Source organism: Sphaerothrix gracilis Ecp01, from assembly GCF_030405905.1.
Lineage (GTDB): Bacteria > Cyanobacteriota > Cyanobacteriia > Phormidesmidales > Phormidesmidaceae > Sphaerothrix > Sphaerothrix gracilis.
On sequence record NZ_JASATW010000003.1, the window covers coordinates 89,388 to 105,411 of the forward strand.

The 16,024-nt window shown below is 52.2% G+C and carries 13 protein-coding genes; 2 read left to right on the forward strand and 11 right to left on the reverse strand.

The window, feature by feature from the left end:
* Positions 1 to 23: 23 nt before the first annotated feature.
* From QJQ48_RS03945 to galE, 7 genes are all read right to left on the reverse strand, one after another.
* Positions 24 to 1,343 (reverse strand): hypothetical protein, encoded by a 1,320-nt coding sequence (locus QJQ48_RS03945; protein WP_346289896.1) that lies wholly within the window; start codon positions 1,341 to 1,343, stop codon positions 24 to 26.
* A 255-nt stretch (positions 1,344 to 1,598) separates the two neighbouring features.
* Positions 1,599 to 3,041, reverse strand: coding sequence for a hypothetical protein (locus QJQ48_RS03950; RefSeq protein WP_346289897.1), 1,443 nt, complete (start codon positions 3,039 to 3,041; stop codon positions 1,599 to 1,601).
* A gap of 37 nt (positions 3,042 to 3,078) precedes the next feature.
* A complete protein-coding gene (locus QJQ48_RS03955) occupies positions 3,079 to 4,353 on the reverse strand; it encodes an ABC transporter ATP-binding protein (protein WP_346289898.1) in 1,275 nt (424 codons plus the stop codon).
* On the reverse strand, positions 4,354 to 5,160 hold the full coding sequence (locus QJQ48_RS03960; RefSeq protein ID WP_346289899.1) for an ABC transporter permease: 807 nt from the start codon (positions 5,158 to 5,160) through the stop codon (positions 4,354 to 4,356). It abuts the gene before it with no gap.
* A gap of 56 nt (positions 5,161 to 5,216) precedes the next feature.
* Complete coding sequence (locus tag QJQ48_RS03965) at positions 5,217 to 7,874, reverse strand: glycosyltransferase (protein WP_346289900.1); 2,658 nt, start codon at positions 7,872 to 7,874, stop codon at positions 5,217 to 5,219.
* Positions 7,858 to 9,012 carry a glycosyltransferase family 2 protein gene (locus QJQ48_RS03970; RefSeq protein WP_346289901.1) on the reverse strand — a complete coding sequence of 385 codons (1,155 nt, stop codon included), beginning with the start codon at positions 9,010 to 9,012 and terminating at the stop codon, positions 7,858 to 7,860. Before QJQ48_RS03970 ends, QJQ48_RS03965 begins: the two co-directional genes overlap by 17 nt.
* A gap of 7 nt (positions 9,013 to 9,019) precedes the next feature.
* A complete protein-coding gene (gene galE, locus QJQ48_RS03975) occupies positions 9,020 to 10,057 on the reverse strand; it encodes a UDP-glucose 4-epimerase GalE (protein ID WP_346289902.1) in 1,038 nt (345 codons plus the stop codon).
* A 518-nt stretch (positions 10,058 to 10,575) separates the two neighbouring features.
* Here galE and recA point away from each other — a divergent pair.
* Positions 10,576 to 11,634: a recombinase RecA gene (recA, locus tag QJQ48_RS03980; RefSeq protein WP_346289903.1), complete on the forward strand. Its 1,059-nt coding sequence runs from the start codon at positions 10,576 to 10,578 to the stop codon at positions 11,632 to 11,634.
* Positions 11,634 to 11,858 carry a DUF2188 domain-containing protein gene (locus QJQ48_RS03985; protein WP_346289904.1) on the forward strand — a complete coding sequence of 75 codons (225 nt, stop codon included), beginning with the start codon at positions 11,634 to 11,636 and terminating at the stop codon, positions 11,856 to 11,858. Before recA ends, QJQ48_RS03985 begins: the two co-directional genes overlap by 1 nt.
* Here the strand turns inward: QJQ48_RS03985 and QJQ48_RS03990 are convergent.
* From QJQ48_RS03990 to QJQ48_RS04005, 4 genes are all read right to left on the reverse strand, one after another.
* Positions 11,855 to 13,024, reverse strand: coding sequence for an N-acetylmuramoyl-L-alanine amidase family protein (locus tag QJQ48_RS03990; RefSeq protein WP_346289905.1), 1,170 nt, complete (start codon positions 13,022 to 13,024; stop codon positions 11,855 to 11,857). The two genes, QJQ48_RS03985 and QJQ48_RS03990, sit on opposite strands and share 4 nt — an antisense overlap.
* 136 nt (positions 13,025 to 13,160) lie before the next feature.
* Entirely contained in the window at positions 13,161 to 14,360 is a 1,200-nt protein-coding gene (locus QJQ48_RS03995; protein WP_346289906.1) for a hypothetical protein, read from the reverse strand.
* 35 nt (positions 14,361 to 14,395) lie between these two features.
* On the reverse strand, positions 14,396 to 14,803 hold the full coding sequence (locus QJQ48_RS04000) for a hypothetical protein (protein ID WP_346289907.1): 408 nt from the start codon (positions 14,801 to 14,803) through the stop codon (positions 14,396 to 14,398).
* 252 nt (positions 14,804 to 15,055) lie between these two features.
* Complete coding sequence (locus tag QJQ48_RS04005) at positions 15,056 to 15,829, reverse strand: ZIP family metal transporter (RefSeq protein ID WP_346289908.1); 774 nt, start codon at positions 15,827 to 15,829, stop codon at positions 15,056 to 15,058.
* Between the last annotated feature and the right edge of the window lie 195 nt (positions 15,830 to 16,024).

Sequence of the window (16,024 nt, forward strand, 5' to 3'; positions counted from 1 at the left end):
CCAGTGCTGGAGCGATCGCTCTTTCAATATCTCTTGACTAGAGGTGAAAGCACCGGGACAGGTTTTAGGTTTGGGGCGTAGTTGCAAAGGAAAAGCAGCAGGCTAGAGAAAGCTAGATAGCTCAACTGCGGCGCATAGAATTTGCCAAAGCTAAAGGCCAATCCTAACAAGGTCAGCCACGCTAGAGCGATTGCCCAGCTTTGCCAGCCAACAATTTTGGCTCTTAGAAAGAACATGGCTGTGGTTGCTGTAGTCACGGCGATTGAAAATCCGAGGATAAGTTGCGAAGTAAACGTAGAACTCCATAGGGTGTACAGATAGAGGCCGCTGCCGTAATAAGCAGAAAAAATCAGGCTCACAAATCCCATTAAAAAATACGTAGATTTTTGATATCTGCCAATTTTTGACTGCTTGCTGCTGCGATAAAAACAGATCAAAGCCGATAGAAAAGCGGCAGCGCTAGGAAACCAATTTTTAGCTATTCCTGTATCTCCCTCTGCCTGCGCTATGGTCAGATCCAGCAAAATCATGACTATGCCGACGCAAACAATTGCCGCGATCCCATAGACCAGTGACTTTTTCTGTGAGTAAGAAAGCTCTAGCTTAATATCTGACAGGCTTAAAATGTCCGTTTTCTTCCCAGACCAGCTACCGTATAGAGTAGTCGCGATCAAGAAGCATAAAGAACCAAACAGTTCAGCCCCCTCTTCCAGTAGCGTCAAAAATATAGGCCGATGCCAGCCCTCTCCGGCTGCTATTTTCATAGCGGTTTCTATATGTTCTTGGAATGGAATACTGATAAATGAAGCCATTCCCAATAATAAAAAGATTAGAGAAAGCCAGTGTTTTCTTAAGCGAATCCAGCTAAAAATCAGCATACAACTGCTGACGGTAGCAATGGGAATAGCTAAAACGTAAACCCATCCCAAAGCATAGCCACCAAAAGGGTTAAAAGAGGCTATTTGCCCTACTCTTTCATGTAAGGAACCAATTTCATCCAAAGATAGTAAAGCAAATATGAGAGAGAAAAAGAGCCAGCCGCCATTGAGCCAGCCATTTTTATGGGCAAATCGCTTTCTATCAGCGCTAAAGCAAATAAGCGACATAATAGCTACTAGCAAAAGGAGCATGGAAGAATACCAGCTAGCTAGCACATTTTCTGTCGCTAAATTAAATTGAACTAAAACATATTTTATGGCTGAACCAGTATTCCAGTCGCCTAATAAATTGTCCCGGTAATAGATAGAGAATAGCCAGGTGCCACCCAACATAAAAGCATTTATACCCGCGATCAAGAAAAACGCGCTTGCTAAATACTGAGACGAAATTTTGGCCTTGATCATAATTCACACTGCTACGACTTAGCTTCGTTTGAGCCAAGTCACAATTTACCTTTGAATAAGTAAAAGACAATCTTTTCTTAACCTTGCAAGCAAAAAAAGAGGCTTTGTGGCCTTGGGGGTATTAGCCAACACAATTGTAGGCCCGTTTGCAGCAGTAAATCCTGCATGCTTTTAATTTTTGCTTAAAGACAAGACAATCTTTTCTTAAAGTTGCTTAAGCCTAGTTTTGGAGAAGTACGATTCTCCTACTGAAGGCTATTTGCTTTGCAGCTTTAGCAGCATGGCGGATTTTTTAGGTAAAGAGACTTCAAGACTGCCAGCCTGAAAAGATTTCTCGGCAATGATTGTGTCTAACTTTTGCTGACTGATCTGCCAAACTTTAGCAGTGCCGCTTTCTATCAGCTCAGCGCTGTTCAAACTGACTGATTTTGCTGTTGCTGAGCTGTTAACAATTAAAACAAAAAGCGAATTTTGAAAATCTTGAGTTGCGATCGCCATTAAGTCGGCACCGTTTTCAAATTGGCTGAGTAAAACCGGACGCCCTCCCTGCAACGCTCGAATCCCCATGCGTAAGGCGTAATAGCTAAGACGGCGATCGCCCTCGGCGTTGATCAGGCCCGCAAACCCATCTGCTTTGCCCCAGTCATAGAGCGAAAACAAATGACTGCCATAAACATGACTATCGCCGGGCTGGGCTGCCCGAATCAAATTTTGCAGCAAGCCAAGGGCAAAATCTAAATCATCATAGCCGTCAGTGTAAGTGCCCCATTCCCCCAGCCATAGCGGCGCAGTCGAATAGCCGCTGGTATTCATCCAGCTATGGACCTGCTGCATATACGGTGAAATGTCGGCTGCGTAGCTATGCACATTGACGCTATCAAAACGTTGCGGAATCTTGGTCAAGACCGCATTGGGCCAGCTACTGTCCCCCGTCGTCATAGGCGCATGGATATGGTAGGGGCGATCAGGCAGATAAGTTGCGTAAACGTAGCTAATAGCCTCTTGGGCAACCCGCACTAGCTCAAAATAATCTAGCTGAGTGCCGCCCCATCCCTGTTCGCGATTGTCAGGCTCATTGTGGATCTCAAAGTCATCAACCTGGTAGTCATTACGGACATTGAGCCAGTAGACAGTGGCGAAGACATGTTCCCACCACTCGTTCCAGTCGGCCTCAGTGCGAGGGGGGTTGAGCTGTAAAGCCCAGTCTGGATTCCAGCCCGCATCGCTGTTGCGCAGGGTCAGCACCGGGCGGACATGGGCCTGCTTCAGCCCTGAGAATAGATCACGGGCGCTACCTTGCCATAGATCGGCAGCATTGCCAGACCAGCCATAGTCGCTCCCACCTGCTGGCCGCGTCATGACGGTATCCCACCAGTCCCAGTCAATAACGCTGGGATCGGTTTTGATTTGAGCAATAGTCGGCAGGCCATAGCGACCATCATCATCTTGCGGTTCCCAACGGGACATCCCGCCATAGATCCGATAGGTGTTGATGTTTAGGTCAGCAATATCAGCTAAATCGAAGTTGATGTTGCCCTCGCAGGCTCCGATATAGCGAGTCGTAATTCCTACAGGACTGTCGTAAATTTTTAACGCAGCGACGCGGCCAGCTTCTAAATCTGCCCATCCGGCCTGTGCCCCATAGAAGACAATTAAAAATCCTAGAACTAAGGGAAAAATTAAGCGCCGTTGCCACATGAGAGGATGAACTTGAGATAGACCAGGGAATAGAGACTTACAACGGCGATCTATGGGTCAATGCCTCAGTGCCTTGAAGGCTCTCGCTGCGGTTGACGATTTCCCAGCGCATGGGCGGATGCAGGACTCCTTTAGCAGCGGTGGCTGAGTTGACCAACAGCGGATAGACATGCCAGTGATAGTCATAAGCGTATGACCAGTCTTGTCTATACATGCCTACATTTACAAAATATTGCCCCTTATTGAGATCCAAGCGATTGCAGATGAGTCTGACTGTGCCCTGCTGCTGCAGGGTAATCGAAGTCATGCCGCTCTCTAACGTGTTCGTATCTAAGCAGGCTTCTCCATTGTTCTGCGTCAGCGTCACGCTAAAAATGGCGCTTTCTAGCTGCTGTGGATTGTGATAGTCAATCTCGATATGGAGGGCCTCGCCTGAAACTAAAGTGGCTGCTGGCAAGCAGCGAACATCGGTGATTTCGGCTTCCAAGGAACCAAAGCGATTTTCGTTTACCTGTAGGGTTGTGCCTGCGGCTGTAAGCTGATCTGGACGGTTGGGGGTGCGCTGCTGGGTTTGCGACTGCATTTCGCTGGTGTATTGCCCTGCCACGACGGTCGGTTCACCATAAGCCATGACGGTGCCGTGTTTGAGCCAAAGGGCGCGATCGCATAAGCGAGCTACTTGGCTAGCATCGTGCGACACCAGCACAATGGCGCATCCCTGCTGCTTCATCGCGTCAATGCGGTTGAGGCACTTAGTCTGAAACGCCAAATCGCCAACAGATAAAAACTCATCGACTAGCAGAATCTCAGGATCTGTATGTACAGCGATCGCAAACGCTAAGCGCATCATCATCCCCGAACTGTAGGTGCGCACAGGATTATCAATGAAGCCCTCCAGTTCCGCAAAAGCGACAATCTGCTCAAATCGTCGCTCTACTTCTTGCCGTCGCAGTCCGGCAACAATCGCTGAAACGAACAGATTTTCCCGCCCGGTAAGATCGCCATGCAGACCCGCCCCTAGATCGAGCAACGCCCCCACGCGCCCCCGCATTTTGATCCGGCCTTCAGTCGGATAGGCTACTTTGCCCAAAAGCTGCAATAGAGTGGATTTTCCGGCCCCGTTATGACCAATGACGCCCAGCATTTCGCCCGCCGCGACCGTGAAAGTAACGCCTCGCAAAGCCCAAAAATGATCTGTAGGCCGGATACGGCGCCAACCTTTCAGGGCTGCTTCCATAAGGGTGACTGGCTTTTCAGCGTGATAGCGGTGAAAGCGCTTGCCTAAATTCTCAACCAGGATGGCCTCATCCATTTAAATCTCCTCTACAAATCGCAGGCTCTGTCGCTTAAAGACGCGGTAGCCAATGGGCAACAGTAGCAGAATAAAGCCGGAAATGATCGCTAAAGCTAGCCAGTCGGGCGGTGCTCCCCACATTAGGATCTGCCGATAACAGGTGACAATATGCACCATTGGATTGAGGCCATAGCCATACCAGTAGCGATCGGGAATGTTGCTCAACTCGTAAAAAATAGGGGTGAGATAAAACAAGAACTGGAGCAATACGCCCAAGGTGTGCTGCGTATCGCGGAAGGTGACGTTGAGCGCCGCTAAGAAATAGGAAAGCGTAACTGTCAGGCCAAACTGCACTAGCTGTAAAAGAGGCAGCACCAGAATCCAGGGCGTTAACTGTACGCCGTCAATCAGCAAAAAAACAACTAGGACGGGCAGGGCTAAGACAAAATGAACCAGTCCGGTTGTGACGACAACGATGGGCAAAATAGCGGTGGGAAAACCGGGCTGTCGAATCAGTGCCCGGCTGCTGATGATAATACCCGTGGCCTGAAACAGTGAATTTTGAAACCAGTTCCAAACCAGCAGTCCGGTGAAAACGTAGGACGCGTACTGGGGAATGTCAATTTTGACAATAACCTGAAAAACAAAGATAAAAACCAGCAGCTGCAGTAGGGGGCTGATGAGGGTCCAGGTGACTCCCAGCGCTGAACGCTTGTACATCAGCTTCATGTCGCGATCGACCAGCGATCGCAGTAAGTCATACAAGTAGGGCAGTCGTAACCTAGGGCGAGACTGCCTAGAACCAAAAGAGCGAGGATGAGCCATACCGAATATTTACTTGAGTCTTGCAGGTCAGCTTGAGCAGATAAAGAAGCCTCTGCTCATAAAAACGTCTCTACTTGCCGACTTTGACTGGCGACTGGCGGTGCAGGCATTCTCAGGTCAGAACTAATGGGCGGGCGACTCCGTCCCTCGCGCTTAACGCGCCGATAAGACTGCCACAGTGACCAAGGGCCTGCCAGATTCCCCCGAATTTCCAGCCAGATTAGGGAGATCGGATAGTCACTGCGTCCCAACAGGCGTTCCTTAATCCGGTAGTAGTGGGCTAAGGGAAGACCGAGCAGAACCTGGGCCAGTCCTCGCCAATCCCCATCCTGGAGCCAGGTTGTAAGATTGTAGGCAACGTGCCCTTTGCTGTAGTTGTATAGCTGTCGTTTCAGTGCCGACTGATCGGTTCTATGCTTGTGCCAGACATAGGCTGTTGGGTGATAGAGAATGGTGTAGCCTGCCTTCAGCACTTTGTAGAACAAATAGGTATCTTCGCCGACTCCAGAAGGCATTCCCGGCCCCAACGCCTCCGCCATCAGACCCACTTCCGGATGGCTAAAGAGGGTGCTGCGAAAAGCAGCATTTGCCGTCGCCCCTAAGCTCCAGGTAGGCGAGGGTTTGTGAGGAAAAAGCTCATACCAGTCTGCTCCTACCTCTAAAGGTTCAAAGCCTCTGCCCAAGCCGCCGTAGTTTTCAAAAGCCTGCTGTGAGGGCGTATCAAGCTGAATGGGAAGTACATGCCCCGTAACCACCATGACATCGGGCCGACAGAAGGGCGCTACGAGCCTTTCAATCCAGTCAGGAGGCATGGTCACATCATCATCAGTGGCAATCAGGATCTCTCCTGTTGCCGCGATAAAGCCCGCATTGCGGGCATAGGCTAATCCCTGACGCGGCTCATTGATCAGCACCACATCAGAAAACTCAGCGACTATCGGCGCTGTCAGTCCTGACGCGGGGTGATTATCGATCACCACAATTTCAACAGGCCGGGCAGTTTCCTGAGCCTGCAGATGACGCAGGCAGTTCCGCAGATCGTCAGGGCGATCGTAGGTTGCCAAAATAATGGAAACCGGAACAGGCTCAGGCAGTGATTGCTTTGCTCCTTCAAGGTTTTGATAGTGAGCCGCCAAAGCTACCCTAGCCTGAGCCCATGAAGTTGTGGCAGGCAAATCTTGGAAAAGCCCTAGCAGTTTGGTGTTTAATGTGTTGACAATTGCTGTAATGAGCTGAGAAGTGCTGACGGTCTGCTGGCAGTTGTCGATATCACAGCTATCTAGGAGTTTGTGCCGCCAGGTTAAAAAGACTCTAACTTTGGCATAGTCAGCCAAATCGGCTAGCGGCCGGAGCGGCTGGCTCAGCTCAACAGTGCGAATAGCGATTTTGCCTGAGGGAGTGGGTGCGGCGGCATCGGCCCGATATTTTTTAGGAACGAGACTGGCCGCGAGGGGACCAAACTGAGCTTGAATTTTAGCCGCCTGTTGACGGGCCTGGGGATAGGTGCGCAAGCTTGTCAGTCCTCCTCTTAGCTCAGCCCAGATTAGATCCCTAGGGAACTGACCGGGATAGAGGTAGGAGATGATTAAACGGCGCATATTCCAGTACAGCATCCACCAAATGCCAATGTAAAGGCAGGTGAGTCGCTGATCGGCGTAGGTCGCCGCAATGGACGACCACATGGCATAGAGACTGCCGTTATTGCTAATTTGCGTTTTCAGCTTGGCGTACGGGCGGCGATGACGATGGCGGATGAGGGCTTGAGGCTCATAGACCAGAGTGTATTTTGCTTTAATGACGCGAAAGAACATTTCTAGGTCGCCGCCGCCGTTGGTGGCCGTACCGACATCCAGAGCCGGATCGAAGTAGCCAATTATGTCGAAAACGCTGCGGCGGTAGGCCATATTCGCTCCGGTCCCAAACTGACCGGCCCCTAACAGCCGCCAGGGCACGGCCTGTCCGTTTTTGGCTCGATACCACTTGCGCTCAAAGCCACGACCAAAGCCGCCATAGTGCTCGAATAAAACCTGAGCTTCTGTTTCCAACTCATAGGGCACGACCAGACCTGTCACTGCCATGACGTCAGAATTTTCAGCAAAAACCTGGGCCAAAGCCTTCACCCAGCCCGGATCGACAACAACATCATCATCGGTGTAGGCAATAATCTCACCTTTAGCCTCTAGAATGGCGCGGTTGCGGGCCCAGTCTAATCCTGGTCGGGGTTCGCGGACGTAGCGCACCTGGGGATATTTAGCTGCAATGATCTCTTGGGTCGCGTCGTTTGTCGGGGCGTTGTCTACGACCAGCAGATCTAGGCGCGGATAGTCTAGCTGCATAATGGCGGCCAAACAGCGATCGATATCTTCTGGGCGATCGCGGGTGCAAACTGCTACCGTCACCAGCGGCCAGTCCCCCTCAAACTGCAGTGGCAAAATGTTCCACAAATCCTCAAGTTTGAAGGCATCCAGCGGCTGGTTGACGGCTAAACCCTGCTTTAGGAGCTGTTTAACAATGGCGTCGCTATGCTGCTCCAAGATGAGCTGGCTGAGCGAGTGAGCTGTGCAACAACCGTTAGTAATGGGTACCTGGACATAGCCAATAGGTACACCATGCAGTCGAACCAGCCCCTGCAGGCCCAGATACCCTTCTAGACCTTCAAGGGTAGGTAACGGTTGGCTCAGCTCAATGTCGGCAACTTTAATTGGATACAGCATAAGTAGATGTAGAGGGTTTGCGGTGATAGAGGGTTTTTAGTAAATAGTGCAAAGCGCTGCCAACGGTAAGCTTTAGAGACAGGCTGAAGGACTTGATATATTGCCAATCAGCTTTTGCCGACTGAAACGGAACCTGCGTAGTCAGCTTTTGAGTCGTTTTGGGGGACTGCTGAGCTGTCTTTGGGTTGGGCGGCTGGGTGCTGGCCCATAGGCTATATAAACCTAACGGGTAGAGTCCTAATCTCAATGGCGGCGTAATGCATTCTGCCTTGAGCGCCTGCTTGAGCCAGAACAGGGCGCTGCGATAGTTGCCATACTGATAGCCCTGACGTGACAGATATATATAAAAACTGCTGCTTGACAGGCGGCATAGAAAAGCAGGCATTTGCGGCGATCGCTGCCGGAGATCCTGCATCACCATTTGGTGCGAAGCCGCCATTTTGCCTAAATCTCCTGACATGCCCTGAGAGAGCTTGCGATAGCCTACTAGGAACTCCGGTACGACTCGAAACTCATAGTGTTCGGCAATTCTGAGATACAGATCCCAGTCTTCGCAGCCCTGGGCTTTAAGCGCGTGTAGCTGGGTGTTGTAATCGCCCAGCTTTTCTAAGCAAGCGCGACGAATCATGGAAGCACTAGCATTGCCAATAAAGTTGTGACAGGTCAAAGTCGCTAAGGTTTGCCCTTCAATCTGAGCAGCTCGAAACTCCCCCGTCGGCAGATCATTCTCATTAATGTCCACTGACCAGCTATAAACCAAACCTACAGATTCGCCACCCGCCTGCATCACTTCTACCTGACGAGCTAAATTCTCAGGCCGCCAGAGATCATCGGCATCAATCGGCGCAATAAACTCTCCCTGCGCCTGCCGAATTGCCGTATTGCGAGCGGCTGCCACGCCGCTATTGCGCTGCTGAATCAGCCTAATGCGGGCATCCTGCTGAGCTAAATGCAGAACAATTGCGGCAGTAGCATCTTGAGAGCCATCATCGACAACCAGCACTTCAAAATTAGGGTATGTCTGGCCTAAAACTGATACCAGCGTTTTTTCAATAAACAGGGCAGCGTTGTGGGCCGGAATTACAACCGAGACTAGAGGTTCCTGCCGCTGGGATGACGGGTTAGTAATTTGACTCATAAAACAACTAGCTCATGGCTACCGTAGCGATGTTGGTGCGGGCAGCTTCCCGGTGCCTGACTTGGTGCCAATCCCAGGCATGACGAATAATGACTTCTAGTTCTGGATACTCAGGCTCCCACCCCAATAGACGCTTAGCTTTCTCGCTGGTGCCAACGAGCGCTGGGGGATCCCCAGGGCGGCGATCGCTCTCTACTACTGGAATCGGGTATCCGGTGACGCGCTCAGCCGCGTCAATCACCTGTCTGACTGAAAATCCATTGCCATTACTGAGATTGAAAACTTCGCTGTTTCCTGCTGCCAGTAAGTGTTCTAACCCTAAGACATGCGCTGCAGCCAAATCGACAACGTGAACATAGTCGCGGATGCAGGTGCCATCCGGCGTTGAGTAGTCTGTGCCGAAGATAGAAATAGCCTCGCGGCGTTCTAAAGCAGTCTGCAGGACAAGGGGAATCAAATGGGTTTCAGGTTCGTGATCTTCTCCGAGTCCGCCCGTAGGGCTAGCGCCAGCCGCATTGAAGTAGCGAAAGCAAACTGATTTCAAATCGTAGGCGCGACCGAAATCTGCCAGCATTTGCTCAACCATCAGCTTGCTGCGGCCATAGGGATTGATAGGGACTTGGGGATGGCTTTCGGGGATTGGAATCTGCTGGGGAACGCCATAAGTAGCGCAGGTTGAAGAGAAGACCAAATTATTGACGTTGGCCTTCACCATTGCCTCTAGCAGCGCTAGCGTTCCAGCTACATTGTTGCGATAGTACTTGGTCGGATTTTGAACTGATTCTCCGACATAGGCGTAGGCAGCGAAGTGAATGACGGCCTCAATCGGGTAAGTAGCAAAAATATCCTGCAGCAAGCCCGTATCAGCAATATCCCCGACAATTAAAGGCACCTGCAGGACTTCCTCAACGAACTCTCGGTGACCGTAGATTAAATTATCAAGGACAATAACCTGATAGCCTGACTGCTGTAGCCTTTGAACAGTATGAGAGCCGATATAGCCTGCACCGCCTGTCACTAAGACAGTTTTCTTAGACTTTGCCATACTCAAAATATTGAAGGAACCTATAACTGATAACTGAGTGCAGAAGGAATTAACGCTGTAACCATAAAGCCCGGTTTTTCTCAAAAACCTCATTTTGCACTGGATAAATCATCAAAATTCTATGAATCCAGGATTTAGCGCAACAATGTCTTAAAAAGCACGCTTTAGGCTTGCAAACACTTATGGAGCTTAGGAAATAAGGAGTAATTCTTAAACCCTTCTTAATCTCTATTTACGGATTATTTAAGATAAATTACTTTTTCTCCGAAAAAACTTTACTCGTGCTTTACCTGTTGTGGCTGTAGCCGCAACAGGTCCTGAGTTAGGGGTAGTTGTTCACGCTCTATTTCGGAGGGGCTGCAGGCAGCTTTTTGCAGTCAAGGCCAAAATTTTATGGTTTGCTTATGCCTGAATTAGTTCAAAGGTACTAAACTAGCTCTATTGCATAAAAATCTTGGCTCTATATGCAGGCTCTAATTTTTAGACCTGCTTCAACGTGAATTTGCTCTGAGGCGGTAATGGCAACGAAAAGCGAAGTTTCTGAAAAGCAAAAGGCTCTGGGCACTGTCTTAACCCAGATTGAGCGCAACTTTGGTAAAGGCTCCATTATGCGCTTGGGAGAGGCCAGCCGGATGCAGGTAGCCATGATTCCCACAGGGGCGCTTACCCTGGACGTGGCGTTGGGAGGGGGGCTGCCCAGGGGCCGAGTTATTGAGATTTATGGTCCGGAAAGCTCTGGCAAAACCACTTTAGCCCTACATGCGATCGCTGAGGTCCAGAAAACGGGAGGCGTGGCCGCTTTTGTCGATGCGGAACATGCTCTAGATCCTATCTATGCTGAAGCTTTGGGCGTCAATATCGAAGACCTGCTAGTTTCTCAGCCAGACACGGGAGAAATGGCCTTGGAAATTGTCGATCAGCTAGTGCGTTCTGCTGCAATCGATTTGGTTGTGGTTGACTCGGTGGCAGCGCTGACGCCTAGGGCTGAAATTGAGGGTGAAATGGGCGACTCCCACATGGGCCTGCAGGCCCGACTGATGAGTCAAGCCCTGCGCAAGATTACGGGAAATATTGGCAAGTCGCAGTGTACGGTCATTTTCCTGAACCAGCTCCGGCAGAAAATCGGAATTGTTTACGGCAATCCAGAAACCACAACTGGCGGTAATGCGCTGAAGTTTTATGCCTCAGTGCGTCTGGATATTCGCCGCATTCAAACCCTGAAGAAAGGCAGCGATGAGTACGGGATCCGGGCTAAGGTCAAGGTGGCAAAGAACAAGGTAGCGCCACCTTTCCGCATTGCTGAATTTGACGTTCTCTTTGGTCAGGGCATTTCTGGGTTGGGCTGTCTGCTGGACATGGCCGAAACCGCCGGCATTATTGTGCGCAAAGGGGCCTGGTATAGCTACGAGGGGGACAACATCGGTCAGGGCCGCGACAACACCATCCAGCGTATGCAAGAGGATCCAGAACTTGCGGCAAAGGTTGAGCAACTGGTACGGCAAAAGCTCAGCCCTGGGGCAGTTACGCCTGAGGCAGACACAGCAGCTACTGTAGAGGCAGTTGTGGATGAAGATTAATGCCTTGGACCTACAGTGACTATCCCACCTCTATGAAAAATCTCGCCACTGAGACGCGGCACAAGGCGATTGATATCGCCAATGCCCTGTTAGATGAAGGCTATGACGAATCGAGAGCAATTCCGATTGCAACGGCTCAGGCAGAGAAGTGGGCTGCCAATCGTGATAAGCCCGTTCGTAAACCCGGCGCGGTAGGTGAAACGGGCAAGGCACTGGAAAACTAAACTGGCTGGCCTAGGCGGGTTAGCTCTACGTAGCTGATGATGCCCTGGGCGATCGCCTCGGCTATCTGATTGCGGGCGGCTGCGTCCCGAAACCGAGCTGCATCTTCTCGCCCGGTGACGAAGCCTGTTTCTACCAGTACAGCGGGCATAGAGCTGTTGCGTAAAACGTAAAAACGGGCCTGCCGTACGCCGCGATCGCGAATATCGCTCCGCTGCAAGACGCTGTTATGAATAGACTCGGCTAGCCCTCGTCCAGTCTGGTAGTAGTAAGTTTCCAGGCCGTTAATATCGGGGCGGCTGAGGCTAATGGCGTTGGAATGGATGCTGACAAACAGATCGGCCTCTAAACGTTCGGCCTGAGCAACGCGGGGTTCCAAATCGATCTCGCGATCGTCTGCTCGGGTCATGACCGCCTGCATCCCCTGCTGCTGCAATACCTGCTGTACCCGCTCAGCGATCGCCAAATTGACTGACTTTTCCTGTAACCCCCCAATTCCAACTGCGCCCGGATCGCGGCCTCCATGCCCTGGATCAAGCATGATTGTTACTTGGGCAACGGGGGTCTGGGGGCGATCGACCACAGGCACAGTGACGAGGGGAGCCGCTACTGTGACGATTTGGCTGGTTAAACTGGCGGTAGCCAATTTTTGCTGCAGTGCTGTTGCCCAGCGCTGTTCCTGGAAAACGCCTGCCTGAATCATGGTCTGGCCGTTGACCACCGTTGGGAAGGCACCCGGCTCAATGGTCCGCACCTGGGCCTGTATGACATCGGCTCGAACTGGCACAACAACCTGGTAGGTAAGGCCACCCGCTGCTGGCAGCTGCCGTACCTCAGCCGTCAGGCTAGCAGCCGCTAAACGCTGCTGCAGCGCCATTGCCCAGCGCTGCTCTTGAAACAGTCCCGCTTGAATCATGACTTCTCCGCCAACCGTGGTCTGAAAAGCGCTCGGCTCAACCTGTCGCACTCGCTGCTGCAAAGTTGTGGCATTAACAGGGATTAACACCTGATAGTGCGTCGGGCTGGCCGCAGCCCGGCTAGTTGCGCTCGGCACAACCGGCACGGGCGGCAGGCTGTTCATCTGCTGGGCCAGGGCAGGCGCAGAAAAGCTGCCGAAAAGAGCCGTGGTAAGGGCGGTTAAAAGAGTGAGGCGGCGCATGGCAATCATAGAGTCGTGGGGGAAACGATGAAGCAATAGAAGCGGCTTCAATTGCTATGGTGACGTTTCAAGTTCGCAGCCTGTGAACTGGCTGTAGCAGTTTTTGGGCTGTCCCGCCTCAAGACACTTTCTCTGACTATCTGCGTCAGTCGCCTGGAGTCAGTCCTGGCTCTATCAAATAATCCTGCTGCAAAAACTGATCGACCAGTTCAGACTCTTCTGTTGCTGTCAGAGAGCGAGCTGCTTTTGGGTTCGATTTTGCTGGGCCGACTGCTGGCTCAGGCTCAGGCTGAATCAGGGGTGAACTGAGCGGATAATGAGCGGCGATCGCTTTAGCAATGGCCTGCTGACGTCTAGCCTGATCGCGGCTAATGTCCTGCACGTTGTTCCCCAGGCCGGGAGCGTTCCAAGCCCCCGTGTCGGGATCTAGAAACGAGCGCGTTCTAGCCCAGAGAACCGCCTCGGTTTCCGGCAGGTGCAGTTCTCTAGCCTGCTGTAGCCAAACAATGTAGCCGCGATCGAGGGCCGCCAAAGGTGCCTGATTTGCCAGGTCGAGGCCGTTGAGTTCTTCCGCCAGCGACAGGGTCAGCGCTTGCTCAGCCGCCTGCCGTTTAAGTTCTTTGGCCTGCTGCTGCAGCCGCGCCAGCTGCTTCATATCTGCTTCTTCTGGCGAACTGGCTCCGTGCTGATAGGAAAAGCTGCCCAGGTTCCATACCCCGTTGCCCGGATCGACATGTCCGTAGTAGGCGGGGGTGCGCTGCCCGGTTGGGGTGCGCGTCCCTTCAGCGCTGCCAATGGCCTTGGCCACTAAAGAATGGGGGCCACCGGCAAACAGCGGTTCAGAAGCTGAGCTTTCATCGGTACTGGTCATAGCCGCCTCAGGCGGGGGCGGCAAGGTGGCCTCAGTTGCTGGTTCTGGCACAGGTGGCGAAGTGGGGACAGGTAAAAGCAGGCGATCGCTGCCTGACCGGCCTTGACGGTCACTTGCTAAGACAGGCGCTTGGCTGACAGGGGATGCCGCTGGCGGCGGTGAGAAATTTAGGGTGACAGCGCCACTGGAGGAGGCTGGCTGGGGCACCGTGTCTGCGGCGACTGGGGCGGCAGCGGGCATGGCGGATGGCGGGACTGCAGGTTTAGAGACTTCAACCGGCGTGGGTCTGGCCGACTGGGAGAGCAAGGCTGGTGCAGTTTTGGCAGCAACTGGCGACCTAGAGGCTGTTGGCGAGCCTGCTGGCATTGGTTCAACCGAAAAGTCTAGCAAATCTGCCCGCGCAGCTGCTGGCGCTGCCAGACCGCAGAGTGTCGTCAAAAGGCCCAGCCCCGTTGCTCGCTTTCTTGACCCCATAACTTTCCTCCTGGTTCAATCGGTTTGACTAGTCGCTAGTGCCGAAAACTAAAGTCATAGCCGACGTATTCGTCTTCTTCGTAGAGCACGATAAACCAGGTGCCAGGGTCAAATTCGAGCGGATAGGCTTCTCGCTCCGCCATGACGCCAGCTCTGACGGCAAGCTGCGGCAGCGTGCAAAAGGGAGCATCGATTAGCTGCTGTACGGCTGCGCGGCTAGAGCGCTCAGGTACAGAGAGTAGCTGGCTGAGGCGATCGCGTGACAGCCGCGACTCAGAGCGAATCACTTCCTGACAAATTTCCGTATCAACAGCGGGCTGTGTTGCTGGGTGCAGCCGAGGACGAAAATCGGCTAAAACCCCCACTAGGGCCAGCAGGGTGCTAGCCGCTAGCCAATAACGCAGTCCTCGAGTCGAGGCAGTGGTCGCTGATTGCTGAGTCATCAAATCTTTCCTCATGCCTACGCAAAATTTGAGGCGATCGCCTAAGACCCTTGGTCAAAATGGGCTGCAGCCATCACCGCTGTCACGCCTAAATCATAACCTGTTTTTAGTACATTTGTACTAAACATAATCAACAAAAATTCCCTGCCAGCTACAGGGAATTGACGCTGTGACCGACTGTAATGGGCAACAGTGACTAATAGAGCTAATTTAAATTTTGCTGCACGGGGCTGAACCCTGATGAGATAAAAATCAGCCCAAAGCAATGTCTAGAAACATCATGACGACAAATCCGGCAATCAGCCCGAATGTGCCGCTTTGGCCTAAAGACTTTTGATCAACCTCAGGAATAATTTCATCCACAATGACAAACAGCATTGCCCCGGCAGCAAAAGCCATGCCCCAGGGTAGAAGCGGCTGCGCAATGCTGACAATACTCACGCCCAGCAGCCCGCCCACGGGTTCAACTAGTCCGGTCAGAGTGGCGACTGACAGGGCGTAAAAGGCAGAATAGTCTAGATTTCGCAGCGCCAAGGCCACGACCAGTCCTTCTGGCACGTTCTGTAAACCAATGCCAACTGCCAAAGTGGTGGCGCTAGCAATTTCTCCCCCTCCGAATCCAACGCCGACCGCTAGCCCTTCGGGAAAGTTGTGCAGGGTGATGGCAATCACAAACAGCCAAACGCGCTTGAGGTACTTAACTTGCGGCCCCTCTCGCCCCTTAAAAATGTGTTCGTGGGGAAAATTTCTGTTAGCCCACCAAAGGACAGCGCTGCCTAGCAGAATACCCACCCCCATGATCAGCGCCGCAGTGGCAGGCGAAGCGCCCTGCTCAACGGCAAACTCGCTGCCCGGCACAATCAGGGAAAAGGAAGTCGCGGCTAGCATCACCCCACCGCCCAGACCCAGCAGCACCCCTTGAGTCCGCTCTGTCAGATTGATGGGCAGCAAAATCGGCAGCGCCCCCACCCCGGTGCCTAAACCGGCGAGAAGGCTACCTAAAAAGCCCAATAAAATTATATTCATGTGTCAAAGCCAAGACCTGTAGCGGAGCGATCGCTGCGTGAAAGCTGGAATTACTTCTGTTGTGCCGTTTTTATGAAGAAATGTCAACTGCACAAAGTGCGATCGCGGCACCGGGCAAGGCCCAATAAGACAAAAAACGCGCTACGCAGTCCGTAAGGTGACTGACGCAGGCGTTTAAAAGGAACGGAAACCCTT

Coding starts and splice junctions, on each gene's coding strand:
- QJQ48_RS03970 (WP_346289901.1), bottom strand. CDS start 9,012: ATGAGTCAAATTACTAACCCGTCATCCCAGCGGCAGGAACCTCTAGTC.
- QJQ48_RS04000 (WP_346289907.1), bottom strand. CDS start 14,803: ATGACTCAGCAATCAGCGACCACTGCCTCGACTCGAGGACTGCGTTAT.
- galE (WP_346289902.1), bottom strand. CDS start 10,057: ATGGCAAAGTCTAAGAAAACTGTCTTAGTGACAGGCGGTGCAGGCTAT.
- QJQ48_RS03960 (WP_346289899.1), bottom strand. CDS start 5,160: ATGGCTCATCCTCGCTCTTTTGGTTCTAGGCAGTCTCGCCCTAGGTTA.
- QJQ48_RS03945 (WP_346289896.1), bottom strand. CDS start 1,343: ATGATCAAGGCCAAAATTTCGTCTCAGTATTTAGCAAGCGCGTTTTTC.
- QJQ48_RS03965 (WP_346289900.1), bottom strand. CDS start 7,874: ATGCTGTATCCAATTAAAGTTGCCGACATTGAGCTGAGCCAACCGTTA.
- QJQ48_RS03950 (WP_346289897.1), bottom strand. CDS start 3,041: ATGTGGCAACGGCGCTTAATTTTTCCCTTAGTTCTAGGATTTTTAATT.
- QJQ48_RS03955 (WP_346289898.1), bottom strand. CDS start 4,353: ATGGATGAGGCCATCCTGGTTGAGAATTTAGGCAAGCGCTTTCACCGC.
- QJQ48_RS03995 (WP_346289906.1), bottom strand. CDS start 14,360: ATGGGGTCAAGAAAGCGAGCAACGGGGCTGGGCCTTTTGACGACACTC.
- QJQ48_RS04005 (WP_346289908.1), bottom strand. CDS start 15,829: ATGAATATAATTTTATTGGGCTTTTTAGGTAGCCTTCTCGCCGGTTTA.
- QJQ48_RS03990 (WP_346289905.1), bottom strand. CDS start 13,024: ATGATTGCCATGCGCCGCCTCACTCTTTTAACCGCCCTTACCACGGCT.
- QJQ48_RS03985 (WP_346289904.1), top strand. CDS start 11,634: ATGCCTTGGACCTACAGTGACTATCCCACCTCTATGAAAAATCTCGCC.
- recA (WP_346289903.1), top strand. CDS start 10,576: ATGGCAACGAAAAGCGAAGTTTCTGAAAAGCAAAAGGCTCTGGGCACT.